At 62.5% G+C, this 24905-nt stretch carries 25 protein-coding genes; 19 read left to right on the plus strand and 6 right to left on the minus strand.

The features are described 5' to 3' along the window. Positions 1–33 precede the first annotated feature (33 nt). Complete coding sequence (locus AC1DDA_RS11410; protein WP_476795825.1) at positions 34–861, minus strand: HNH endonuclease; 828 nt, start codon at positions 859–861, stop codon at positions 34–36. A gap of 263 nt (positions 862–1124) precedes the next feature. On the opposite strand from AC1DDA_RS11410, the gene AC1DDA_RS11415 reads away from it, so the two are divergent. Beyond that, positions 1125–2021: a putative phage abortive infection protein gene (locus AC1DDA_RS11415; protein ID WP_476795826.1), complete on the plus strand. Its 897-nt coding sequence runs from the start codon at positions 1125–1127 to the stop codon at positions 2019–2021. Positions 2022–2356: 335 nt separating this feature from the next. Here AC1DDA_RS11415 and AC1DDA_RS11420 read toward each other — a convergent pair whose 3' ends face one another. Next, positions 2357–4186 carry an AAA family ATPase gene (locus tag AC1DDA_RS11420; protein WP_476795827.1) on the minus strand — a complete coding sequence of 610 codons (1830 nt, stop codon included), beginning with the start codon at positions 4184–4186 and terminating at the stop codon, positions 2357–2359. 282 nt (positions 4187–4468) lie between these two features. On the opposite strand from AC1DDA_RS11420, the gene AC1DDA_RS11425 reads away from it, so the two are divergent. From AC1DDA_RS11425 to AC1DDA_RS11445, 5 genes are all read left to right on the plus strand, one after another. Next, positions 4469–4804 carry a hypothetical protein gene (locus tag AC1DDA_RS11425; protein ID WP_476795828.1) on the plus strand — a complete coding sequence of 112 codons (336 nt, stop codon included), beginning with the start codon at positions 4469–4471 and terminating at the stop codon, positions 4802–4804. 226 nt (positions 4805–5030) lie between these two features. Beyond that, on the plus strand, positions 5031–5744 hold the full coding sequence (locus tag AC1DDA_RS11430; RefSeq protein ID WP_476795829.1) for a hypothetical protein: 714 nt from the start codon (positions 5031–5033) through the stop codon (positions 5742–5744). Between the two features lie 176 nt (positions 5745–5920). Further along, entirely contained in the window at positions 5921–7006 is a 1086-nt protein-coding gene (gene recA / locus AC1DDA_RS11435; protein WP_441513055.1) for a recombinase RecA, read from the plus strand. Positions 7007–7192: 186 nt separating this feature from the next. Further along, positions 7193–9835 carry an alanine--tRNA ligase gene (gene alaS / locus AC1DDA_RS11440; RefSeq protein WP_476795830.1) on the plus strand — a complete coding sequence of 881 codons (2643 nt, stop codon included), beginning with the start codon at positions 7193–7195 and terminating at the stop codon, positions 9833–9835. Next, entirely contained in the window at positions 9836–10480 is a 645-nt protein-coding gene (locus tag AC1DDA_RS11445; protein WP_476795831.1) for a hypothetical protein, read from the plus strand. A gap of 48 nt (positions 10481–10528) precedes the next feature. On the opposite strand, the gene AC1DDA_RS11450 is transcribed toward AC1DDA_RS11445, so the two are convergent. Next, positions 10529–10717, minus strand: coding sequence for a hypothetical protein (locus tag AC1DDA_RS11450; protein ID WP_055728979.1), 189 nt, complete (start codon positions 10715–10717; stop codon positions 10529–10531). Between the two features lie 48 nt (positions 10718–10765). Further along, the gene (locus AC1DDA_RS11455; RefSeq protein WP_476795832.1) at positions 10766–11227 is read right to left on the minus strand and encodes a cupin domain-containing protein; all 462 of its coding nucleotides are present in this window, start codon (positions 11225–11227) and stop codon (positions 10766–10768) included. A 201-nt stretch (positions 11228–11428) separates the two neighbouring features. Between AC1DDA_RS11455 and AC1DDA_RS11460 the strand changes: the two genes are divergently transcribed. After that, positions 11429–12241 carry an LssY C-terminal domain-containing protein gene (locus AC1DDA_RS11460; protein WP_476795833.1) on the plus strand — a complete coding sequence of 271 codons (813 nt, stop codon included), beginning with the start codon at positions 11429–11431 and terminating at the stop codon, positions 12239–12241. Positions 12242–12426: 185 nt separating this feature from the next. On the opposite strand, the gene AC1DDA_RS11465 is transcribed toward AC1DDA_RS11460, so the two are convergent. Continuing rightward, a complete protein-coding gene (locus tag AC1DDA_RS11465; RefSeq protein WP_441513059.1) occupies positions 12427–13641 on the minus strand; it encodes an NADP-dependent isocitrate dehydrogenase in 1215 nt (404 codons plus the stop codon). Between the two features lie 215 nt (positions 13642–13856). Here AC1DDA_RS11465 and AC1DDA_RS11470 point away from each other — a divergent pair, with 215 nt between their 5' ends. From AC1DDA_RS11470 to AC1DDA_RS11485, 4 genes are all read left to right on the plus strand, one after another. Beyond that, entirely contained in the window at positions 13857–14672 is an 816-nt protein-coding gene (locus AC1DDA_RS11470; protein ID WP_476795834.1) for a hypothetical protein, read from the plus strand. A gap of 78 nt (positions 14673–14750) precedes the next feature. Beyond that, entirely contained in the window at positions 14751–15488 is a 738-nt protein-coding gene (locus AC1DDA_RS11475) for an SDR family NAD(P)-dependent oxidoreductase (RefSeq protein ID WP_476795835.1), read from the plus strand. Positions 15489–15577: 89 nt separating this feature from the next. Beyond that, positions 15578–16123, plus strand: a complete 546-nt coding sequence (locus AC1DDA_RS11480) for a 2,4'-dihydroxyacetophenone dioxygenase family protein (protein ID WP_476779178.1) — start codon at positions 15578–15580, stop codon at positions 16121–16123. A gap of 113 nt (positions 16124–16236) precedes the next feature. Next, complete coding sequence (locus tag AC1DDA_RS11485; protein WP_476795836.1) at positions 16237–17409, plus strand: alpha/beta fold hydrolase; 1173 nt, start codon at positions 16237–16239, stop codon at positions 17407–17409. 51 nt (positions 17410–17460) lie between these two features. On the opposite strand, the gene AC1DDA_RS11490 is transcribed toward AC1DDA_RS11485, so the two are convergent. After that, positions 17461–18114: a flagellar assembly protein FliX gene (locus AC1DDA_RS11490; RefSeq protein WP_476795837.1), complete on the minus strand. Its 654-nt coding sequence runs from the start codon at positions 18112–18114 to the stop codon at positions 17461–17463. Between the two features lie 77 nt (positions 18115–18191). On the opposite strand from AC1DDA_RS11490, the gene AC1DDA_RS11495 reads away from it, so the two are divergent. From AC1DDA_RS11495 to flaF, 8 genes are all read left to right on the plus strand, one after another. Next, positions 18192–19325 carry a flagellar basal body P-ring protein FlgI gene (locus AC1DDA_RS11495; RefSeq protein WP_476795838.1) on the plus strand — a complete coding sequence of 378 codons (1134 nt, stop codon included), beginning with the start codon at positions 18192–18194 and terminating at the stop codon, positions 19323–19325. After that, positions 19325–19681 carry a rod-binding protein gene (locus AC1DDA_RS11500; protein ID WP_441513065.1) on the plus strand — a complete coding sequence of 119 codons (357 nt, stop codon included), beginning with the start codon at positions 19325–19327 and terminating at the stop codon, positions 19679–19681. The genes AC1DDA_RS11495 and AC1DDA_RS11500 overlap by 1 nt, the downstream gene beginning before the upstream one ends. Continuing rightward, on the plus strand, positions 19668–20156 hold the full coding sequence (locus tag AC1DDA_RS11505) for a hypothetical protein (RefSeq protein WP_441513066.1): 489 nt from the start codon (positions 19668–19670) through the stop codon (positions 20154–20156). The genes AC1DDA_RS11500 and AC1DDA_RS11505 overlap by 14 nt, the downstream gene beginning before the upstream one ends. Before the next feature lie 199 nt (positions 20157–20355). Further along, on the plus strand, positions 20356–20805 hold the full coding sequence (locus tag AC1DDA_RS11510; protein ID WP_476795839.1) for a hypothetical protein: 450 nt from the start codon (positions 20356–20358) through the stop codon (positions 20803–20805). A gap of 261 nt (positions 20806–21066) precedes the next feature. Next, complete coding sequence (locus AC1DDA_RS11515) at positions 21067–22449, plus strand: flagellin N-terminal helical domain-containing protein (protein ID WP_476779175.1); 1383 nt, start codon at positions 21067–21069, stop codon at positions 22447–22449. 200 nt (positions 22450–22649) lie between these two features. Next, on the plus strand, positions 22650–24041 hold the full coding sequence (locus AC1DDA_RS11520; RefSeq protein ID WP_476779174.1) for a flagellin N-terminal helical domain-containing protein: 1392 nt from the start codon (positions 22650–22652) through the stop codon (positions 24039–24041). Between the two features lie 53 nt (positions 24042–24094). Continuing rightward, the gene (gene flbT / locus AC1DDA_RS11525) at positions 24095–24487 is read left to right on the plus strand and encodes a flagellar biosynthesis repressor FlbT (protein WP_476779173.1); all 393 of its coding nucleotides are present in this window, start codon (positions 24095–24097) and stop codon (positions 24485–24487) included. Beyond that, a complete protein-coding gene (flaF, locus tag AC1DDA_RS11530) occupies positions 24471–24842 on the plus strand; it encodes a flagellar biosynthesis regulator FlaF (protein WP_476779172.1) in 372 nt (123 codons plus the stop codon). The genes flbT and flaF overlap by 17 nt, the downstream gene beginning before the upstream one ends. The last annotated feature ends 63 nt before the right edge of the window (positions 24843–24905 follow it).

Consider the following 24905-nt stretch of genomic DNA (forward strand, 5'->3'; position numbering starts at 1 on the left):
ATCATCAACCTTTACGCGATTGCCGCGGCCAATTCACGTGCCGGCTGCGGCAATTCTTTTTTCCTTTTCGGCGATCTTCAATTTGAGAACGGAATTCAACTGGACTCGGTCGCGCCCAAAATGCGCCTCGCGGTGGCAATTCGGGCAGATCGCCGCCACCATATCTGGGCGGTCTGGGCCGCCGTCCGACAGCCGATCAATATGATGGACTTCGAGAAATGGTGCTCCAGACGAAGTCTGAAATGGCGCCGCTTCATCACAGGCTTCACAAATTCCGGCCGATCGAAGTCTAGCGTAGGTCCGGACGAGCACGGCGCGCTCCGTCACTGTGACAAGAGCTTCCTTGACGCTCCGCGCTGGGACATCTGTTCCCGCCTTCGCCGCCGCCGTCTGCAATTCCGATAGCGGTTTGGCCGCTCCGATAGAGCCCTTGTCGCCGGCGGTCTCAGTACCGTCGAATTGATCGGCAGGGGTCAAATGAAATACGATAGCGCGTCGCATATTGCCTGCCCGATCGGGCGCTTGGCGATATTCCCAACTGCCCGCGGCATATAGACCTAAGAAGCGCACATGGCTGCGCGGCCGGTCGAGCATTTCAAAGAGGCAGAGATCGCGATTGTCTGATTGATGGTCGCGGATTGCCCTATTGCCGCGCACCCAAGGCATGTCGCCTTTCTGGCCTTCGCCGAAATAGCAAAACACTCCTTCGTCCCAGCCGTCCTCATAGCCATGCTGACCGCCCGAGAAGCCGGTGAAGAGCAGGATTTTGCGTTCTGGCGTCGAAATGCCACCCTGACGCTGGCCGCCGAAGGCCGCGTGCAGATCACGTCGCCGGTAAATCGAACCCCTAATCAGATCCACGAGAGCCCCCCCGGCCACGCGCATTAGCGATGGAACGTCTACCAGAAAGCGCTGATGCCTGACGGCTGTTCATAGGCGATGAGCGTCCCATTCGCATAATCGCCATTATGAAGCGGATTTTTTTCATGACGTCTGAGAGAGCGTGGACGATAATTGGTGCCGGATACCTGTTTTGTAAGCTATAGAAGCTCCCCGGGATTGACCGAACCGAGTCTCAGTCATCATTCATGTGTGCGTCCTCACCACGTAAGGTTTAGCGACAAATGCCTGCTAATTCGCCTGCTGAGAACACGGGTGCCGCTCAAATTAGGTTTAAAATTTTTATCGGCGTTCTAATAATATGTTGCCTTGCTGTAACTTTATATATTGGCAAATTGGCATGGTCATTCCAAGCTGAGGTTGGCGCTATTATGGGTCAACGCGGCGATTTCTTTGGTGGATTTCTGAATCCGATACTTACATTTTTTACGTTTGTTGCTTTTTTGTATACACTTTCACTGCAGAGAAAAGAACTTCATGAATCCAGGGTTCAATTTGAAAGATCCGCTGATGCTCTTTCTTCGCAGAATGAAGCTATGAGGGTTCAAATTTATCAGGCTAGTTTTTTCCAATTATTATCAATACACAACGATATCGTAATTAATATTGAAGTAGAAGATCCGATTGATAATAGTAAAAAAACAGGTCGCGCGGCATTTCAGGTTATTTACTCGAAAATTCGTAGAATATATAGAGAAAAACGTAAGCGGTTTCCAAACGCCGGTGCAGAGCATGCCCTAGTTTATGCCTACGGGACAGTTTACCGCGAACATCAGTACGAGCTTGGACACTACATGAGGTTTTTATATAATTCTATATATATACTTAAAGATAATGTCGAATCAGAGAGATTCATAAAGCTTCTTAGAGCGCAGATATCAAATCAAGAGCTTCTTGTTTTATTTTACAATTGTACAGCATCAGAATTCGGCAAAAACTTCAAGGTTCTAGCAGAAGAATATGAGTTTTTTAACAACATGCCGCCCCATCTTTTAGATGATTCTCATGCTCTCCTGATTGCCGATCGCGCTTTCGGTGAGGGAGGTTACGCTCAAATCAAGAGGGATGCTGGGCCGCCGGTTCGAGGCGATCTCTCTATTCGCCCTGATCGCGTGACCTAATCGCATCAGATTTTAGCTGTAGGTAACCTCGAAGCACCACGCCAATCCTTGTTTCGATTCGTGCGCGACTTCGAAATCGGGTCTTCCCCGCGTTTCTGGCAAGGCATTAATACTTGCTCTCGAGTTGCCCTAGACCTCCGTCCTCCCTTCGGCGCGGACGGTCAGTCAGGCATCCGGACGCACGCGGGAAGCGGTTAGAGAAGAAGGTTTGATCTATTTTGAGCCGATGAGCACACGTATGTTGGTGCGGCCTAAGGCTTCAAATGGGCATTCTCCTGCCAAAATAACGGATCTTTCGACAGCGGATATTCAGGAGCAAGTGATGAATATTCTGATCACACGCTTTGAATTCTTGCAAGCAACGCCGCCAACTCAATTGGGACTAGCCGACACCTCTGCAATGCCTTTCGCAGGCGAACTTGATTGATCACATTTGGTCTGCCCAACGCTAGTTGCGCCGAGGCTAACAGTTTGTGTCCCTGATAATTGATGATCCACGTGGGCACTCGTACGCCTGATCCTACCGTATAGGCCACAGCAACCCGTGGTTCCATCGCTAAAGCTGAGTCTGCTGCCACAAATTTTTGGCAGATAGCATCAACAATCGCTTGAAGAACTGTGCTCGGCTCGTTTCTCAATAGATGCTCGTCTCCAGAAGTGATTTTTAGTTCTGGAATTGTTGGAGCTTGGCCTTCTTCTAAAAGAAGTGCGAAGATGACAACAGGATCTAAGAGATAGTTCTCAATGCTATATCGTCCGATTGGAAAAACGCCGGGCTGTGCGACGTTTCCGAGATCGCGATCAATAATTCCTACAAAATCTTGCTGCATCGGCTCGGCGTTGAATTTCTCTACCCAGGAGATTACGGCATTTTTTCCTCCCGGAGTTTTGGTGCTTCCCGAACCGGCTGACGCCGCGATGAAGTTAATCGAAGGCGAGGCCCGAAGTGACATCGGGTCCTTGCGGGGCCCTTGGTCGCTTAAAATTCCCCAGATTGTTTCGTAAAAATCGACGTCTCCCGTATCTTCAACGAGGCAATATTTGCTCGCTCGAGAAACGGTGATGAGGCCTGCTGTCAGAACGCCAATGATTTCAGCGCGTGAATTAACTCGGGTTACCTCCATACCCTCGCGCTCAAGCTGGAAGAGCGAACCCTCCGGCGCCAACGCCACAGTAGAAGGAGAATGGGAGGTCATAATTACTCGAACGCCATGTCGATTAACAAGAACCTCAAGAATTACGTCAAGAAATTGGGTGGTCAGTGATGGATGTAAATGCGCATCAGGCTCGTCAAGAATGAGTAATTTTGGAAACACTCCTTCTTTACCTGCGGCGAACAACCACAGCACCAGCTGAAATATTACCTTTTCACCAGACGACAAATCAAGCGGATTGACCGGTACGCGGCTTGTTCTGTCCCTCAAGCGAACCTCGTATGGATCCAGTAGCGGCTGCCCCTCCGGCGAAATAACCTCGTAACGAAAACCGGCAACTTTGAGTGCCTCATTGAGGATATCCCAGGGCGCAGGTGTCAATGAATAAGCTTCGACTATTTCGGTCTCAGTAAACAATTGATGATCTTTGGCGGTTTCTGCTTTTTTCTTATCGAGTGCTTCTAATGCCATAAGGCGGTAGGCTAGAAAATGATATGAAAGTCCTGCCATGACGTCGAGGTCGTCGATCAGGAATTCAAAATCTGGTGTTAGAATCTTGCCAAGCTTTTCTGTATCGGTAATTATCTCTCGAGGATTTTGGCCGGCAAATCGTTTAGACATTCGCCTTGAGCGGGACGCATAGTAGAGATCATTTTGTCCTCCATCTAGCGCAAGTTGAACGGCCTGTTGTCGCTTTTGCGATAGAGCTGCCAGATTAGCTGACTCTCCCTGTGTAGACCGTCCGCCGCTTGGCCAATATCCGATTTCACCAGCAGTGTAGTCCGAGCCTTCGACTTCGACGATTATCGGCATATCGTGAAGACCTGTCGGCCACATACGCGTAAAATGGTGGGCGAGCACTTCTAACAGTTGAGTTTTGCCAGACCCATTCTTGCCCGTTATTATCGAGAAAGAGGGAATATCGTTCCATTTCAGGTTCGAGATGGTCTTGTAGCGCCTGCCGTCTTTGGCTCTAATGTTTATAGACAAAGGGCCAATCTCAACCGCCATTATTTCTTTCCTCCTCTTTCGGGCGCCTCATTCCAGAGGTCGCCTCAAGTAGCATGCTGTCGTGCCATGGACGGTCAATTAAGCTAGTCCAATATTCTTTTTGAGCTTGGACGGGCCGTCATAAGGCAGGTCTCTTATTGGTCCTATCCACTCCTTTCCGACCGTATTCAACTCAATGGTCCTGCAGGCGAATCTTGAGCATGGGGATAGCCGGCCCCCTGGCCTGATTCTCGTCATACTAGCTCGATCGGATGTGGCGGTCCGAAACTGCGACTTCACTCGATGAAACTGACACGAAAAGCCTTGTACGACTTGGTTTGGTCCAAGCCGATGACGACCCTTGCCGAGGAATTCGGAATATCCGATGTCGGCCTTGCGAAGATTTGTGATCGGCATCGTGTTCCGACCCCGCAACGAGGGTACTGGGCAAAGATCGCAGCTGGGCAGAGCGTCAAGAAGACGTATTTCGCCGAGACGGCCGATCCGAAATTGAACGCCATCGAGATTTCACTTGGCTTGGATGAGCTACCGGAGCCGGTTCGCGCCGTGGTCACTCGCCAGAACGCCGAGCGGATCGAGCGTCGGGAAGACACTAAAAATTCCTCAGCCCGAAAGTGATGAAGCTCCCAAGGAATATTCCGAACTCCATTCCGCAGTCAGGCGAACCGCTCAGACGCTAAGAAAGAAGAGTTCCCATACTGCCGACGTTGCCAAGGCGGTTGTGGAGGGCGAATGCGGCATTACCATCGGCATCGCCTCCATTGAGCGGGCGATTACAATTTTGGACTCGCTGGCGAGGGCGCTTGAGCAGCGAGGGTTGGCCTTGGAGCCGACAGGCAAGAGAATGCGTGTCGCAGTCGCTAACGATCTTGTCGAGTTTGAGCTCAGCGAGGTCACGCGCTGGGTGCCGTATGAGCCGACCACATATGAATTGGCCAACGAGGCTCGTCGCGATCGTGAAATCCAGCGCTATGACCGAGCCGGAATTCCAAGGCCATCACACTTATATGGCCGCAGCTATCCTGCCACCTTCCACAAACGGACGGGACAGCTGTTCATCGAAATGGCCGGCTGGGATGGAGGCCTGCGGCGCAAATGGGCGGATGGCAAAAAGCAGAGGCTTGAAAACGTCGTACCGTCGATCGTGGACGGGCTGGAGCTTATTCTAGCGAGCCGCAAAGTCCGCCGTGAAAAGCAGGAGGAAGAAGATCGCATTCGCGCCGAGAGGCAGAGGCGATGGGCGCTTGCCGACGCCAGGGTTAAGCGTGAGGAGGAGAGGGCCGGCTTCACGAACGAACTGATAGATCGGCACGCCGAAATTCGTCGCCTGCTCGCGTGGGTGGCTGAGGCAGGCCCGTCATCTGCCGACATACCCGACAGCTCTTATTCGAGAATGATTGAATGGGTTCGCGCCAGGCTTGATGCTTTGCAAGCAAGCGTCAGCGCAGATGGCATCGAGAGCCAATTGGTCGAGCAAAAACTCTTTCCAGCCAGCGGGGCAGACGAGTTGCACGACCCACTCGGCGAGCCGCCCCCAAAACCGAAATATTGGTACTGACCGTCGGGGGGATAATGGCCCCGTCTGTTCCGGTCAGAAGCGGTTCAGGCCCGCAGCTATCGCTATACCCCCATACAGAACAAAAAAAGAACTTGCTGGCGGGAACAAAGAGTGATCATTCTGCTGTCAAGACTGATTGAGATGTCCCCTTGGCCCTGCCATAAGGAGCCCGAACTGTGAATCAGGCAAACCTCAGACTTGTGGAAGGCTCCTCGATGGACAAGGCCAAGGCGCTCGATGCAGCGCTCTCCCAGATCGAACGCGCCTTCGGCAAGGGTTCGATCATGCGGCTCGGCAAGAACCCGCAGGCGATCGAGATCGAGACGATCTCGACGGGCTCGCTTGGCCTCGACATCGCGCTGGGTGTCGGCGGCCTGCCCAAGGGCCGCGTCATCGAGATCTACGGGCCTGAATCCTCGGGCAAGACGACGCTGGCGCTGCACACCATCGCCGAGGCGCAGAAGAAGGGCGGCGTCTGCGCCTTCGTCGATGCCGAACATGCGCTCGATCCGGTCTATGCCCGCAAGCTCGGCGTCAATCTCGACGACCTGCTGATCTCCCAGCCCGACACCGGCGAACAGGCGCTCGAGATCACCGACACCCTCGTCCGCTCCGGGGCGATCGATGTGCTCGTGGTCGATTCCGTCGCAGCGCTCACGCCCCGCGCCGAAATCGAAGGCGAGATGGGCGATGTCCAACCTGGCCTGCAGGCCCGCCTGATGAGCCAGGCGCTGCGCAAGCTCACGGCCTCGATCTCGCGCTCGAACTGCATGGTGATCTTCATCAACCAGATCCGCATGAAGATCGGCGTGATGTACGGCTCGCCCGAGACCACCACCGGCGGCAACGCGCTCAAGTTCTACGCTTCCGTGCGCCTCGACATCCGCCGCGTCTCGACGCTGAAGGAGCGGGACGAGGCGACCGGCAATCAGGTCCGCGTCAAGGTCGTGAAGAACAAGGTGGCGCCGCCCTTCAAGCAGGTCGAGTTCGACATCATGTTCGGCGAGGGCATCTCGAAGGTCGGCGAGCTGATCGATCTCGGCGTCAAGGCGGGCATGGTCGAGAAGTCGGGCGCCTGGTTCTCCTTCGACAGCCAGCGTCTTGGCCAGGGCCGCGAGAACGCCAAGACCTTCCTCAAGAACAACCCCGATCTCGCCGCGAAGATCGAGGCCACGATCCGGCAGAACTCCGGCCTCGTCGCCGACCGCATCCTCGATCAGGCGAACCCGACCGACGACGATCTCGACGAGGGCGAGGCCTGAGCCGGACTGCTCTGGCGCGGAACGATGCAAGGGCGGCCTTCGGGCCGCCCTTTTCGTTTGAGAATAAGGCCTTGCCGGGTGTGCGCTGCGTCAAGCTTTCTGGACAGGGGCGGGCCGCCTGACTAGAACCGGACCTTCCTGCCGGACCTGCCCGGCCCCTGCCCGAGTTGAGAAGCGCAAACAGCGATGAGCGGCGTCAACGATATCCGGTCGACCTTCCTCGACTACTTCAAGTCCAACGGCCATGAAGTCGTGCCGTCGAGCCCGCTCGTACCGCGCAACGACCCGACGCTGATGTTCGCCAATTCGGGCATGGTGCAGTTCAAGAACGTCTTCACCGGGCAGGAGAAGCGTCCCTATTCGCGCGCCACAACCGCCCAGAAATGCGTGCGCGCCGGCGGCAAGCACAACGACCTCGACAATGTCGGCTACACCGCGCGCCACCACACCTTCTTCGAGATGCTGGGGAACTTCTCCTTCGGCGACTATTTCAAGGAGCAGGCGATCCATCACGCCTGGACGCTGGTCACGCGCGAATTCGGCCTGCCGAAGGACAAGCTCCTCGTTACCGTCTATTCCGAGGACGACGAGGCCCATGGCCTGTGGAAGAAGATCGCCGGCCTGACCGACGACAAGATCATCCGCATCCCGACCTCGGCGAATTTCTGGCGCATGGGCGACACCGGCCCCTGCGGCCCCTGCTCCGAGATCTTCTTCGATCACGGCGACCATATCTGGGGCGGCCCGCCCGGCTCGCCCGAGGAAGACGGCGACCGCTTCATCGAGATCTGGAACCTCGTGTTCATGCAATACGAGGAGGCGGCAGGCGGCATCCGCACCAATCTGCCCCGCCCCTCGATCGACACCGGCATGGGGCTGGAGCGCATCGCCGCCGTGCTCCAGGGCACGCATGACAACTACAATATCGATTTGTTCCGCGCCCTGATCAGCGCCATCGCCGACCTGACTTCCGTCGATGCCGATGGGCCGATGAAGGCGAGCCACCGCGTCATCGCCGACCATCTGCGCTGCTCCGCCTTCCTGATCGCCGACGGCGTGCTGCCCTCCAACGAGGGCCGCGGCTACGTCCTGCGCCGGATCATGCGCCGTGGCATGCGCCATGCGCAGCTCCTCGGCGCCAAGGAGCCGCTGCTCTACAAGCTCGTCCCGGCTCTGACCCGCGAGATGGGCCGCGCCTATCCCGAGTTGCTGCGCGCCGAGGCGCTGATCACCGAGACGCTGAAGCTCGAGGAAACCAGGTTCCGCACCACGCTGGCGCGCGGCCTCAACCTGCTCGACGACGCCTCGAAGGACCTCGTCGCCGGCCAGAGCCTCAAGGGCGACGTCGCCTTCACGCTCTACGACACCTACGGCTTCCCGCTCGACCTGACGCAGGACGCGCTGCGCGCCCGCGAGATCACCGTCGATACCGAGGGCTTCGATGCCGCCATGCAGCAGCAGAAGGCCAAGGCGCGTGCCGCCTGGTCCGGCTCCGGCGAGGCTGCGACCGAGACGCTCTGGTTCCCATTGCGCGACAAGCTCGGAGCCACCGAGTTCCTCGGCTACGACACCGAGACGGCCGAGGGCGTGGTCACCGCCCTGATCCGCGACAACGCCGAAGTCCCGTCGCTGAAGGCCGGCGAGAGCGGCTTCATGCTGGTCAACCAGACGCCGTTCTACGGTGAGTCCGGCGGTCAGGTCGGCGATGCCGGCCTCGTCCGCGGCGCCGACACGGTCGCCGAGGTCACGGACGTCCAGAAGAAGCTCGGCGATGTCTTCGCCCATGCCGTCACGGTCAAGGAAGGCGAATTGCAGCTCGGCCAACCGGTCGAGCTGATCGTCGACCGCGATCGCCGCACCGCGATCCGCGCCAACCATTCGGCGACCCACCTGCTGCACGAGGCGCTGCGCCTCGTCCTCGGCGACCACGTCGCGCAGAAGGGCTCACTGGTCTCGCCCGATCGTCTGCGCTTCGACTTCTCGCATCCCAAGCCGATCAGCGAAGAGGAACTGCGCGAGGTCGAGGAGATCGCCAACGCCATCGTGCTGAAGAACGAGCCGGTGACGACCCGCTTGATGAGCGTGGACGAGGCCATCGCCTCCGGCGCCCGCGCCCTCTTCGGCGAGAAGTACGGTGACGAAGTCCGCGTCGTCGCGATGGGCACGAATCCCGCCGGACGCGCCTATTCGGTCGAACTTTGCGGCGGCACCCATGCTGCCCGCACCGGCGATATCGGTCTTGTCAGCATAGTCGGCGAGGGCGCCGTCGCGGCCGGCGTGCGCCGTCTCGAAGCGATGACCGGCAACGGAGCCCGCCTGCGCCTCAACGAGGAATCGCGCCTGCTCGAAGGGCTGGCGAGCCTCCTGAAGGTGCCGGCAACCGAGGCCGGCAACCGCCTCGCCGCGCTCATCGAAGAGCGCCGCAAGCTCGACCGCGAACTCACCGAAGCCCGCAAGAAGCTCGCCATGGGCGGCGGCGGCGCGGCCGAGGATCCGGTGCGTGAGATCGCCGGCGCCAAGCTGCTGGCGCGCGCCGTTACCGGCATCGAGATGAAGGATTTGAAGAGCCTCGCCGACGAAGCCAAGGCGCGCGTCGGCTCCGGCGTCGTCGCCATCGTCGGCGTCGCCGATGACGGCAAGGCCGGCGTCGTCGTCGGCGTCACGCCCGATCTGACCGAGCGTTTCGATGCGGTCGCGCTGGTCCGCGCGGCCTCCGAGCAGCTCGGCGGCAAGGGCGGCGGCGGTCGCCGTGACATGGCCCAGGCCGGCGGGCCGGACGGCAGCAAGGCGCAGGCCGCGCTCGACGCCGTCGCGGCTGCGATGGGCTGAATGACGGTCGGCGGGACAGGCCAGGCGCTCTCCCGCCGCGCCCTGCTCCTGGCAGTCGGCTTCTGGCCGGCGGCCGCTTTGGCGCAGAAGAAGAAGCCGGCTCCTGCAACCGAGCCCGGCATGTCGGCTGCGCGGACGATCATGGCCGGCGCGCCGCTGAGTGTCTTCCTCACCCGGGCGCCGCAGGGTGCGCGCCTTGCGATCGCCCGGCCCGATGATGCCGCCAGCAGCGCCATCGTCGTCGTCGAGCCGCGCAACACGGTTCCCGCCCTGCCGACTCCCGGCCTCGCCGGAATCTTTGAGCTGCGCCTCACCGTCGCGAAGGACGGCGCGCCTGCGATCCTGCTGCGCCAACCGCTTGTCACCACCGAGCCCAGTGCGACGCTCGCCGCGCCCGCTCGCGTCGGCCGCGGCCAGGCGCTGCCGGTGCGCGGCATCGGGCCAAACGGTGATCAGGATCGTGTCGTGCTGGTTCCGGCCGACTCTCCCGTCGAGGCGGAAGGCCCGCGGTTCTTTCCGGCGGAGAATGTCGAAGCCGTGCTCGAAGCGCCGGAACAATCCGGCCCCTACGAGCTTCGCTATGTCATGAACGCGCCTATGAGCGGGCAGCGCATTCTCGCCCGCCATCCCGTCGTCGTGGAGTGATCGGGACGACCGCCGCGCACCTGCGAGAAAGAATGCGCGGCGAACGTCTCAGCCCATCGCTTCGCGTTTCTTGAGCAGTTCGTTGAGCAGATCCTGCTGCTCATTGAGCCGCGTCGCCAGGCGCTCCTCGGCGGCGGCGCCCGACACGCCCGTCGCCTGTTCCATCAACTCGGCGATGTTCCTCCGAGCAATGGCAATCCGCTCATCAAGCTCCATCTGCGAAGCGTTCTCAGGCATCCCAGCTCTCCGTATCGGCCAGTCTTCTTACAGCGACAGTCCGCGCCCCTAGCCTGCGGGATAGGGATCGCCATTCTCGTGGACGAAGCGCCCATCCGCATTGGCGCTCATCATATCGACATCGGAGCAAGTGGTCACGTCGGCTGGCCAGCGCGAGCCCATCTCGAGATAAACCGCCATCGCGTCCGTACGATTGATCAGATGGTGGCCATCACCGCTGTTCTTGGGAAAGGCGGCGCACTCGCCGGCACGCAGCAGTGTCTCGCCCGCATCCTCGACGAGCACGAGCTCGCCCGCCACCACATAGACGAACTCGTCCTCATGCGAGTGCCAATGTCGCTGCGAAGACCAGCCGCCGGGCGGCACACGCATCAGATTGACGCCGAAATCCTGCAAGCCTCCGGCCTCGCCGAGCCGCTGCCGCAGGCGCCCGGCGCAGGGCGCATTGAACGGCGCCGGATAGCCCGAGCCCCGGACCTCCGGGACAACGGCGAGATCGATCTTCGGCATGGATGGACTCCAGCGGCGCGGGCGCATCGCGCCGGCGATCAACAACGCCCGATGAACTGGGCCGTTCCATCTGTCGCGCAAAGCCTTCAACGAAGGGGGCAAAGGACACCAAGGGACAATAGCCAGCGTCCTTTGCGGCGGATTAGGCTGCACAGGCGGGGAATCTCCGAAAGCCCCGCAGAGGCGACCGCAATCGAGTCGATGTCAGAAATGGGTCAGATCGCGAGCAGGCGACGGTGGTGGATCGTCCTGGCAGGTGCGCTCGTCGCCTACCTGCTTCTTGCTTATCTCATACTGCCCCTTCTGTGGCGTCACCATGAGCATGAGCCGGGCCTCGCCTCCTTGGCCATGGTAACACGTACCGCGAGCGGTATCCCCGGCGACGCGCTCAATGTTGGTTTCGTCGGCAGCAGGGACGACGCTCTGCGTGCCATGCATGCGGCCGGCTGGTATCCGGCCGACCCGATTACCTTGCGGACGAGCATCGAGATTGTCGGCAGCGTGGCGCTCGACCGGCCCTATCACGACGCGCCTGTCAGTCCGCTGTACTATGAGGGCAAAAAAGAGCAGCTTGCATTCGAAAAGCCGGAGGGTACGAGCGCCGACCGCCGACACCACGTCCGGTTCTGGATGGTCCTCGAGAAGGGAAGTGATGGGCGGCCGGTCTGGCTAGGCTCCGTCACTTTCGACCGGGGCGTCGGCTTCAGCCACGATACCGGCCAGGTGACGCACCACATTGCACCCAACATCGACGCCGAGCGTGACATGCTGATGCGCGATCTCGGCAAGGCCGGCATGGCCCGGAACTTCTTCCAGATTTCCGGGGTGGGCCCGACCTTGTTCGGCCGGAATGGTGAAGGCGACCCCTATTACACCGATGGGGAGATCTACATCGCCACTTTGGTAATCGATGGCACCAGGCGAATGGAGCCGCCTGTGAGGATTCCCGCGCCCCCGCTCATCGCGCTCAAGGATCAAATCTGGCACGGCGTCGGCGACGCAATCGCAGATTGATCCCGGGCTTCACGCTGAGAGACGACCTTATTTCGTGGGCGCGCGCCCGCTGCCGGATCGGAATCTGCGAGGCCGGCGAATTCAGCCATCCCAAAACATGCGCGGCGACGGACTCGTTTCGTGCCGCCAATGGAAAAAGCCCGGCCTTTCGGCCGGGCTTCGCGACATTCGCGGGAGGGCGCGCCTCAGGCGGCCATCGCCTTTTTCATGTTCTCGCTGACCTTCTCGAGGAAGCCGGTGGTCGAGAGCCACTTCTGCTCGGCGCCGACCAGCAGCGCGAGGTCCTTGGTCATGTCGCCGGCCTCGACGGTGTCGACCGTGACCTTCTCGAGCAGCGAGGCGAACTTCGCGAGCTCGGCGTTGTTGTCGAGCTTGGCACGGTGGGCGAGGCCACGCGTCCAGGCGAAGATCGAAGCGATCGAGTTGGTCGAGGTCTCCCGGCCCTTCTGATGCTCGCGGTAGTGGCGGGTCACCGTTCCGTGGGCGGCCTCGGCCTCGACGGTCTTGCCGTCCGGCGTCATCAGCACGGAGGTCATCAGGCCGAGCGAGCCGAAGCCCTGCGCCACGGTGTCGGACTGCACGTCGCCATCGTAGTTCTTGCAGGCCCAGACATACCCGCCCGACCACTTCATCGCCGACGCGACCATGTCGTCGATCAGGCGGTGCTCATAGGTGATGCCGAGCTTGTCGAATTCGGCCTTGAACTCCTTCTCGTAGATCTCCTGGAAGATGTCCTTGAAGCGGCCGTCATAGGTCTTGAGGATGGTGTTCTTGGTCGAAAGATAGACCGGATACTTGCGCATCAGGCCATAGTTCAGCGAGGCGCGGGCGAAGTCGCGGATCGACTCGTCGAGGTTGTACATGGCCATCGCGACGCCGGCTTCGGGAGCCTTGAAGACCTCCTTCTCGATGACGTTGCCGTCCTCGCCGACGAATTTGATCGAGAGAGTGCCCTTGCCCGGGAACTTGAAATCGGTCGCGCGATACTGGTCGCCATAGGCATGGCGGCCGATGACGATCGGCTGCGTCCAGCCCGGCACGAGGCGCGGCACGTTCTTGCAGATGATCGGCTCGCGGAAGATCACGCCGCCGAGGATGTTGCGGATCGTGCCGTTCGGCGACTTCCACATCTCCTTGAGGTTGAACTCCTTCACGCGGGCCTCGTCCGGCGTGATGGTCGCGCACTTCACGGCGACGCCATGCTTCTTCGTGGCGTTGGCCGCGTCGATCGTGACCTGGTCGTTGGTGGCGTCGCGGTTCTCGACGGAGAGGTCGTAGTAGTCGAGCTCGAGGTCGAGATAGGGGAAGATCAGCGTGTCCTTGATCTTCTGCCAGATGATCCGGGTCATCTCGTCGCCATCCATGTCGACGATCGGGTTGGCGACCTTGATCTTGCTCATGCGATAACCCCTGCTCTCTCCAGATAGAACGATCCGAAACTGCGGCTTTCCGCCACCGTCCGCGGCTGGGTCGCTTCCTAGCGGGTTCGGAGCGGCGGGGGAAGCGCGGCTTTCGGGCAACCGGGCAACGGCGCGATTATGTTGCGCCGCCGCAAAATCGGCACCTTCCCCACCTAGCCTGACCTGCCGCTCGTCATAGCGACAGGACGAACGACGTGTTCCGCTTCAATTTCAACGGTACTGCCGCGGCACCGGCGGCGCTCCTTCTTGCCGCATCGCTTTCTCCCGCGCCCGCCGCGGCCCAGGAGGTGATGCCGGAGGGTGCCATCCAACTGCCCATCCCGCGCGCGGCTCTGCAGGACCCCGATGCCGCGGAGATGGAAGCTCTGCTGCCTGCCGGCGACAATGCCGACGCAGTCGTGTTCAATCCGACGCTCGCGGCGATCGGCCGTGCCAATGCCGCATCGGGCGCCCATCTGCGCGCCAGGGCGCCGATACCCGTCGACATCATCCGCGACGGCTTCGCCGCGCGGCAGGACATGATGAGTGCCGCCCAGGACCGCGCGGTCGGCTTCAAGCTGGGCAAGGAGGTCTTCTCGCTCTCGACGACTGTCTCCGACCCGGCAAGCGCCGGCGCGACGCGCGATGCCCGGATCAACTGGCGGCTCGCCCAGCCCGTATCCGCCGGTGCGGGCTTCATCTGGGGCCTTTCCACCGGCGGCGGCGGCTCGCTCTACGGCAACCCCGAGCAGACCGGCGAGGCCCTCATCGGCTATCGCCAGGAACTGCTGCCGCATCTGACGCTGACTTCCCAACTCGCCATGGCCGGCAATTACGTGTTTGCGCCGGGCGATGGCCTTCATACGGCCCTGACGCCGACGATGAAGCTCTCGGTGGATCTCGCCAAATTCGCCGACCTGCCCTGGCAGACATCCTTTGACGTGACGCTGGCGCGCAAGCTGCCGCTGGTCGCCTCCGACTACGAGACGCTTGGACGGGCCATGCTCTCCCTCAAATACCAGCTGCAGTAACCGACCCGACCGTCGTTGCATGGCGGCCTGCGCCGGGCCGCCTTTCCCCTTGTCGAAGGCCGCACTAGCCTTCGGCTCATGACACAATCGACTTCGACCAAATTCGCTCTTGTCACCGGCGGCACACGCGGCATCGGCGCCGGCGCCGCTCTCGCTTTGGCCCAGGCCGGCTATGAGGTTCTCGCCACCGGCCTGACCGAAGAGGAGGTCGCGGCAGCCCCGGGCCATCCCGCCATCCGCCATGCCCGGCTCGACGTCACCAGCGACGACCAGGTCGCGGCCATTGTCGCGACCTGCTCGCGCCTCGACGCGCTGGTGAACTGCGCCGGCATGATCCAGCGCGGCGGCAAGGAATTCGAGATCGACGCCTTCCGCCTGACCATCGAGGTCAATCTCAACGGCACGATGCGGATGTGCCTTGCGGCGAAGGACAAGCTCGCCGCCAAGGGCGCGGACAAGGCCGGCGGCGCCATCGTCAACATCGCCTCGATGCTGACCTTCCATGGCTCGCCCTTCGCGCCGGGCTATGCGGCCTCGAAGGGCGGCATCGGCCAGCTCACCAAATCTCTCGGCGCCGCCTGGGCGCAGGACGGCATCCGCGTCAACGCCGTCGCACCGGGCTGGATCGAGACGGAACTGACGCGCCCGCTGGTCGAGGATGCCGAGCGCTCGGCGCCGATCCTCGCCCGCACGCCAATGGGGCGCTGGGGCAAGCCCGGCGATGTCGGCGGCGCCATCGCCTTCCTGCTGTCCGATGCGGCGCAGTTCGTCACCGGCGCCATCCTGCCGGTCGATGGCGGTTACCTTGCCGTCTAGAAAAGCGATTCCGGTTCAGCAACTTGGGCCGGAAACCTGAATCAGATTGCGCACCACTTGAATCAGAACATCAGCACGGGAGAGACGCCATGAACACGACGAGCCCGATCCCCGTTGCGGCCACGCAGGAAGAGCGCTGGACGCCCTATCGCCACCCGCAACCGAAGGAATCGCCGCCGGAGCTGATCGTCCCTAATGTGATCCCCACCGACGAGCGCGTCTGGGTGCCGGTGGACGACAATGTCTGGTTCCGCCCCCTGCTCCTTTGCACCTCGCGCGGCTACTGGATGAACCTGCTCAAGGTCCGCCGCGCCGGCGTGCTCTCGCGCCACCGCCACCCCCTGCCCGTCCATGGCTACGTGCTCAAGGGCAAGTGGCGCTATCTCGAGCATGACTGGGTCGCGACCGAAGGCGCCTATGTCTACGAGGCTCCGGGCGAGACTCATACACTGGTGGTCGATCCCGATGTCGAGGAGATGATCACGATGTTCCAGGTGAACGGCGCGATGATCTATGTCGATCCGGACGGCAAATGCCTCGGCTACGACGACGTCTTCACCCGCATCGACAAATGCAGGGCGCATTATGCGGGCAATGGGCTGGGCGCTGAATACGTGGACCAGTTCATCCGGTAACGGGGCCGGGCGCCGATCTGAGCCCGAGGTCTCCCCGCAGAAGCAATTGCTAAACGATATCTGGGCTAGTCACCGGACGCTGAAGTCTGCGCCTGCTCCCCGGAGAAACACTTATGCGGCTCGTCATCACCCTGCTGATCTGGATGTCGGCTGCCTTCTCCACCTCTCCGGCCGGGGCACAGTCGGATTTCTACACGCCGACGACCGCCGAAATCGCCGGAGGGCGCCCCGGAACGGTGATACGAACGGAAATCCTGAACGGAACGCCGGAGGGCGCGACCGCCTATCGGATGCTCTATCGCTCGCTCGGGCTCGACGGAAAGCCGATCGCCGTGTCCGGCGTCGCGATCGTCCCGTCAGGCCCCGTTCCGCCGGGAGGCCGTCCGATCGTGGCCTGGGCGCATCCGACGACCGGCGTCCAGCCGCAATGCGGGCCGTCGCGCGCCGGCGATATCTTCCAGTCCATCCAGGGCCTGCGTGCGATGATTGCGCGCGGATACATCGTCGCGGCGACGGACTATCCGGGCCTCGGCGCGCCGGGGACGCATCCCTATCTGGTCGGTGAGAGCGAGGGCCGGTCCGTGATCGACTCGGTGCGGGCAGCCCGTCAACTTGCCGGCTCCTCCGCCGGGCGACGCTTCGCCGTCTGGGGTCATTCGCAGGGGGGACACGCGGCGCTGTTCACCGGCATTCTGGCGAAACGCCTGGCCCCCGAACTCAATCTGGTCGGCGTCGCTGCCGCCGCGCCTGCGACCGAGCTCGGCCCGCTCCTGGCCGACGACATCGACACCGATGGCGGCCGCAATCTGACCGCGATGACCCTCTGGTCGTGGACGCGCGTCTACAAGGCCCCCCTGACGAAGATCATCTACGAGCAGGCAATCCCGGTCGTCGACGTGCTCGCCGCGGACTGCATCGAAAGCCTGCCCGACATCCTGAGCCGGTTGCGCCCGACCAAGGCGCTGGAGCGCAAATTCCTCATCGACGAAGACTTTGCCGCCCGCCAGCCCTGGCATTCGCTGCTCGACCGGAACTCGCCCGGTCTCGTGCCGCGCGGCATCCCGGTCTTTCTGGCACAGGGCACGGAGGACACGCTGGTCAGACCGCAGGTCACGCGCAACTATGCAGACAAGCTTTGCGCTGCCGGAAGTGCGGTGCGGTTCGAGGCCTTGCAGGGGGTAGGCCATCTGCCGGCCGCCGCGGACAGTGCCGCAGCGGCGGTCGACTGGATGGAACAGCGCTTCAACGGCGCACCGCCACCGAGCGACTGCACCCAGCCGAAATAAGGATTTGCGTTCCGCCGCGATGGCCCGTCTCGGGCGATCCGGCGGAGCCCGCTACCGGCCGAGCTTGGCAAGTTCCACAGCGGCACGCAGCTCGATATGAGCGAGCACCTCGTCCAGGCGCGGATCGTCGGTCGTCTCGCGCCGGAGCGCCAGCATCGTGCGCAGCCGCTCCAGCTCGGAAGGCAGCACCCGGCCGGCGAGCAGCGCGGCCTTCAGCCGGTCGAGCCCGTCGAGCAGGTCATGTCCGCGCCGCGCCTGCCGGCGTTTGCGGTCCTGGGTATCTTCCTCCGCTTGCACCGCCAGCAGCGTATCGAGCGGGCCGGTCGACCCAACGCCGCCGCTGCGGGCGGTGGAGGCGGAATCCTGTGTTGGAAGCGCGAAGGAAGCGCCGCTCGAGCGCCTCGCGGAACTGGCCGGGCCGGCATTCGAAACGGGCGCGCGCTGGTCGATCCTGATCATCGGCGGCCTCGCTAGCATCGGGCCGAAAAGTGGAAGCCGCTTTTCGGGCGAATCCGATGCAACAAACGGATGGATCGCCACCATGCGCCCGATCAGGGCGCGCGGCGAACCAGAGTGACCTGAAACTCGCCCGGCGTGGTTAACAACCGGTAAACTACCCGGCAGAAACTGCCGCCCCGGCAGGAACCGCAGCCTCCATGGACCGTGACCGAGGATGGCGCATAGCTCCAAATGGCTGATAAACAAGGCTTTTCGATTTCAATCCGGCTGGCACGCCCCTCGCAAGGGCCTGTGGACTTGAAACAGCCCCCTGGTGCCGCAGCATGTTCCGCAACTCCGCCCTGACGATTCTGCTGAAGCCGCTGGCCGCTCTGCTGGCCGTGGCGATCGGCTTGTCGTCACAGCCGGTGTTCGCGCTCTCGCGCATCAAGGATCTCGCCGCGATCGAGGGCGTGCGCACCAACCAGTTGCTCGGCTACGGCATCGTCGTCGGCCTCAACGGCACCGGCGACACGCTGAACAACACGCCCTTCACCAAGCAGTCTCTGCAGGCGATGCTCGAGCGCCTCGGCGTCAACACGCGCGGCGCCAATATGCGCACCGCCAACGTCGCCGCGGTGATGGTGACCGCCAACCTGCCGCCCTTCTCCACGCAGGGCACCCGCGTCGACGTCACGGTTTCCGCAATGGGCGACTCCAAATCGCTCCAGGGCGGCACGCTGCTCGTCACTCCGCTCCTCGGCGCCGATGGCGAGGTCTATGCCGTCTCGCAGGGACCGGTCGCGATCTCCGGATTCTCGGCCGAGGGCGAGGCGAGCAAGATCACCCGCGGCGTGCCGACCGTCGGCCGCATCGCCAATGGCGGTGTCGTCGAGCGCGAGATCGACTTCGCGCTGAACAAGCTCTCGACGCTGCGGCTGTCGCTGCGCAACCCCGACCTGACGACCGCGCGTCGCATGGCCGCCGCGATCAACGACTTCGTCGGTGGCGACTCCGCCGAGCCCACCGATCCCTCGACCGTCGTGCTGCAGATTCCGCCGCGCTTCAAGGGCAACATGATCCGGCTGCTGACCGATATCGAGCAGCTGCGCGTCGAGCCCGACCAGCTTGCCCGCATCGTCATCGACGAGCGCTCCGGCATCATCGTGATGGGCAAGGATGTGCGAGTCTCCACCGTCGCGGTGGCGCAGGGCAACCTCACGGTCACGATCAGCGAGACGCCGCAGGTCAGCCAGCCCAATGAATTCGCCCGCGGTCGGACCGTGGTGACACCGCAGACCAGCGTCAAGGTCGACACCGGCGGCGGCAACAAGCTCGCTCTGGTCAAGGAAAGCGTGACCCTGGCCGAGCTCGTCGACGGGCTCAACGCGCTCGGCATCGGCCCGCGCGATCTGATCTCCATTCTCCAGGCCATCAAGTCGGCAGGCGCCCTGCAGGCCGAAATCGAGGTGATGTGATGACCGCCGCTCTCGCCCTCCCCGCAGCCAATCTGGCGCTCGGCATCGCCGGCAAGGTCGCCAGTGGCATCGCCGAGGCGCTCGATCCAGCCAAGGCCAAGCTCAAGAAGCAGGCCGATGACTTCGAGACGATGTTTCTCGAGCAGATGACCGATCGGCTGACCGCGAGCGAAGGCACCGAAGGCCCGCTCGGCGAGAACGGCACCGGCGGCGGCATCTGGCGCTCTCAGCTCAGCCAGCAATACGCCAAGCAGATCCAGAAGGCGGGCGGCGTCGGCCTCTCCGACCAGATCCTGCGCGATCTGATCAGCCTTCAGGAGCAGTCCGCGTCCGGAGCGACGAATGTCGGCGGCTAATCTGATCCTGGACGAGCGGCCGCGCGTCGCCGATGCGCTGACGGCGCGTGCGCTGATCGAGGCCGTGCTGGAAGCTCTCGGCGCGCTGTCGCATCTCGTCGGCGAGGAGACCGAGCTCGTCCGCGCCGGCCGCCTGCCGGAGGCGATGAGCCGCGAGCCCCGCAAGACCGAGCTCGCCGGCATCTATATGCGCGGCGTCGAACAGGTGAAGCTCAACGCCGTCGCGCTCGCGCGCTTCGTGCCCGATCAGGTCAAGCGCCTGAAGGACGCCCATCTCGCCTTTCAGAACCTGATCGAGACCAACCAGATCGTGCTGGCGACAGCTCGCGCCGTCTCGGAATCCGTCATCCGCGACCTGGCCGCCGACGCCAACAGGCCGATGCGCGCGAATGGCTACGGGCCCGCGGCCTCCGTCGGCGCCGGCGCCTTCGCCCGGCCCAACTCCGGCCCGCTCGTCGTTTCGCGGAGCCTGTGAGCGGCGGTTCGCTCAAGGCGGCAACCTGTCTTGCAAATCCGGCGCGGCTGCGCCGGAAACCCTCAATATTTACCTAAATCCCTAACGGCAGATTCAATCTTTTCTGTCATCTTGGGCAGAGTCGGCCAGGTGTGCCCTGCCCCCGGCAATCGGCGAGACCGGCGCAACGGCGCCGCGAACAGCTCCAGAAGGAGTGGTCATGGAATTCGGCAACGCACCCAGGATCGTGGCGCCGACCGCCGCACCGGTCACCCGCGCCGACGTCACCGCCCAGCCGGGCAGCGTCGCGGTCGACCTGCCGCCCGAGAAGACCGTCCAATCCGCCTCCGCCGGCGCAGCGGTGAATGTCGAGGTCCGTGCGGAAGCCCGCGATGCGCAGAGCCGCGCAAACGGCGAACGCCGTGCCTTCGTCAATGACCGGAACGGCCGCACCGCCAATCGCACGGCCGACGAAACCGTGGAGCGCAGGCTCGTCATCGACCAGAAGACCCGGGCGATCGTCCTGCAGAAGAAGGATCGCGAGACCGGCGAGACGGTCTCCCAGCTACCCGACGAAACACTTCTGAAGCTGCGGGCCTATTCGCGCGAACTCACCGAGCGGGCACGCGAGGCCGAAGAAGAGCGTCATCAGGTCGAGCGCACTGCCTGACGGCTCTGCCCTTCCGTTCCAGCAGTAATCTGCATGCCGCCCGCGCTCCGCGCGGGCGTTCTTTTTGCGTCGGCCATGTCGCCCACGTCAAAGGCCGCGTGGCCGTTAGCAGGCGCTTAACCATGGCCCGACGAGCGCTGCCTTGCGCTCAATTTGCCGAGTGAAATTTACCGGTTGTTACGGGCTGGCGCGCCAGGGTCGCCTCGTCCTGGCCAGAACGGCCCGGGCGCCAGAAGGCATCCTACCAGAAGGTAAAAACAGATGGCCGTCTCTCTCAATGCGGGTGTGCGCAACGCGCTCTCGTCGCTGCAGTCGATCACCGCCCAGGCCCAGGCTTCCCAGTTCAAGCTGGCGACCGGCAAGAAGGTCAACTCGGCAGTCGACAACCCCGTCAATTACTTCACCGCCGCCTCGCTCAATGACCGTTCCAGCCAGCTCACCGGCTTGCTCGACGGCATGTCCAACGGCATCCAGACCATCCAGGCCGCCTCCAAGGGCATCGACGGCATCACCAAGCTGGTGAGCTCCCTGCAGTCGACCATCAAGCAGGCACAGTCGGACGCGGCCCAGAACCGCCCGACCAAGGCCGGCACGGCTCTCGCCACTGCGGCGGAGCAGGTCGCGACCTCGAAGAGCCTGAAGGACGTTGCGCTCGACAAGAAGCTCGTCGACGTGACCGGCGGTACTGCCGCCACCGCCGACGCGGCTACCGCGACCAGCTCCGGTGACGTCGGCATTGCCGCCGACACCGACGGTGTGCGCGCTGCGATCTCGATTAAAGCTGGTTCGACGACCTATACGGCCTCGTTCGACGCCACGAACGCTTCGGTTCGCGATGTCGTCAACGAGATCAACAAGTCGGGCGTCGCCACCGCCTTCGTCGACGAGAAGGGCCAGCTCAACGTCAAGGGCACCGGTTCGGACGATGTCGAGTTCGGCTTCGGCACCGCCGCCGTGACGGCGGCTTCCGCTGGTAATCCCACCTCGACGGAAATCGATACGGCCAACACCGCCGCGGTCACCGCTGCCGGCACCGGCACGAGCAACACCGCGATCGGCTTCCTCGCGGCCGATGCCACCGCCGGTGGCGCGATCAAGGGTCAGAGCATCACCTCGGCGACGCGCTCGAACCTGATCGACCAGTACAACGACCTGCGCGGCAAGATCGACGATCTCGCCAAGGACGCGAGCTTCAACGGCATCAACCTGCTGAAGGGCGACCGTCTCTCGATCCAGTTCAACGAGAAGGCCGGCAAGAACCAGACCAAGCTCGACATTCAGGGATCGGACGTCACCTCCGACAACCTGGGTATCGCCCAGGCTGGCAACACCCAGCTCGCCGGTCAGGTCAACTTCCAGAACGACACCGACCTTGAATCCGCGACCAAGGCCCTCACCGGCGCCCTGACCTCGCTGAAGTCGCTGTCGTCCAGCCTCGGCGCCAGCCTTTCGGTCGCCCAGACCCGTCAGGACTTCACCAAGGACATGGCGGACGTGCTGAGCACCGGCGCCTCCAACCTGGTGAACGTCGACGCCAACTCGGAAGCCGCCAACCTGCTCGCGCTGCAGACCCGTCAGCAGCTCTCGCAGACGGCGCTGTCGCTCTCGAACCAGAGCGACCAGGCGGTCCTGCGTCTGTTCTGATCTTCGGTCCGCAGAAGCGGATCAGCCCGCAGAACGCGGGACGAAGTCAAAGAGCGGCGGAGCTTCGGCTCCGCCGCTTTTCGTTTGGGCGACGCAGCCGGAACAACGCCTCGATTAACCTTTTGTTATCCCTAACGAGTGATGATCACCCCTGAAATCAGGTTGCATCGCGCCGGAGTCGCGCGTTCAGGGGACCGAAGATGGCCAGCACGATCCTTTCCAGCGGTGTCCGCAACAACCTGCTGACGCTGCAGCAGACGACGGCCCAGCAGAGTGTCATCCAGAACCGCCTCGCCACCGGCAAGAAGGTCAACTCCGCGATCGACAACCCGGTGAACTACTTCACTGCGCTCTCGCTGAACGACCGCTCCAGCCAGCTCACCGGCCTGCTTGACGGCATCTCGAACGGCATCCAGACCATCCAGACCGCCTCGAAGGGCATCGACGGCATCACCAAGCTCGTCCAGTCGCTGCAGTCGACGGTCAAACAGGCCCAGGCCGATGCGGCTCAAAATCGTCCGACCAAGGCCGGCACGGCTCTCTCCACCGCGACGGAAGCGGCGGTGACGAGCAAGAGCCTCAAGGATATCGCCCTCGACAAGCGCGTGGTCGACGACAACGGCGCCGGCGCCAATGCCGCAACCGCTACGTATTCCGGCAATGTCGGCGGCCCGGTTCTCGCCGCGGGCGACGAGGCGACGACCTCGATCACGCTGACCTCGGGTTCGACGACCTATACCGCCAGCTTCCTCAGCACGAACTCGACGGTTCGCGACGTCGTCAACGAGATCAACAAGTCGGGCATCGCCACCGCCTTCGTCGACGAGAAGGGCCAGCTCAACGTCAAGGGCATCGGCTCCGAGAAGGTGCAGTTCGGTATCGGGACCACGACCTTCACTCCGGCCGCGCCTGGCGCGCCGACCCCGGCCGAGATCGCGGCGGCAGGCGCCACGGCCTTGACTACTGCGGCCGGCGCCACCAGCGACAACACCGATTTCGGCTTCGCACTCACCGACAACTCGGCCGCCGGCACGACGATCACCGGATCGAGCATCACCTCGGCGGTACGCTCGAACTTGATCGATCAGTTCAACGACCTGCGCAACAAGATCGACGATCTCGCCAAGGACTCCAGCTACAACGGCATCAACCTGCTCGCTGGCGACCGTCTGACGATCCAGTTCAACGAGAAGACCGGCAAGAACCAGACCAAGCTCGACATCCAGGGCTCGAACCTGACATCGGACAATCTCGGCATTCCGAAGGCCGTCAATACGCAGCTCACCGGCTTCATCAACTTCCAAAACGACGCCGACCTCGACAAGGCCACCCAGTCGCTGACCGGCGCGCTCACCTCGCTGAAGTCGCTCTCCTCGACGCTGGGCTCCAACCTCTCGGTCGCCCAGACCCGGCAGGACTTCACCAAGGAACTGGCGAACGTCCTGACGACCGGCGCTGGCAACCTCGTCCTGGCCGATCCGAACGAGGAAGGCGCGAGCCTGCTCGCCCTCAACACCCGCCAGCAGCTCTCGCAGACCGCGCTCTCGCTGGCGAACCAGGCCGACCAGGGCGTCCTGCGCCTCTTCGGCTGACGCCTCCGGGTCCAGTCCGCCGCCCTTCCCTCCGCCAGAAGGCTCAGACAGACATGGCTCTCAAGGTCGAGCTCAAGCCGCGCGAACGGATCATCATCGGCCAGGTGGTGATCCGCAACGACGAGCAGCGCACGCGCTTCTTCATCGAAGGCGACGCCCCGATCCTGCGCGAGAAAGACATTCTCACGGCCACGACCGCAGACAGCCCGGCCAAGAAGATCTATTTCGCGATCCAGTTGATGTATCTGGCCCAGGATCCCACGCTTCAGCACGAGGTGTTTTTCCAGCTCGTGCGAGATTTCGTCCAGGCCGCTCCCAGCGCTCTGCCGCATGTTCACGAGATCAATAACCGCATCTTAAGCGGGGATCTGTACAAAGCCCTCAAGGCAGCCAAGAAGCTGATCGCCTACGAAGCGGAACTGATCGAGCATGCAAAACGGGTTTAACGCCTACGCCGCCGCCGCCAAGACAGCCCAGTCCGTCGTTTCACCCCGCGAGCTCGAAGCCTCCCTCCTGATCAAGGCCGCCACCCGCCTCCAGATCGTCGCCGACGACTGGGCCGCGCGCGAGCGCGAGCTCGACGAAGCCCTGACCTATAACCGCAGGCTCTGGACCCTGCTCGTCTCGGCCGTGATCGCCGAGGACAATCCGCTGCCGGTCGGCATCAAGACCAACATCCTCGGCCTCGGCAATTTCATCTTCAACCATACCTTCAAGCTCGCAGCCGATCCGCAGCCGCAGGGACTTGGCATTCTCGTCAATATCAACCGCGACATCGCGGCCGGGCTGCGCGGGCGCTGATACGCCCGCTCCGAGCAAGTTCTCCAGCTTCCGAAAAGGAAACGCCGCCCGAATGGGCGGCGT

Source organism: Allobosea sp. 10N428 (assembly GCF_056394545.1).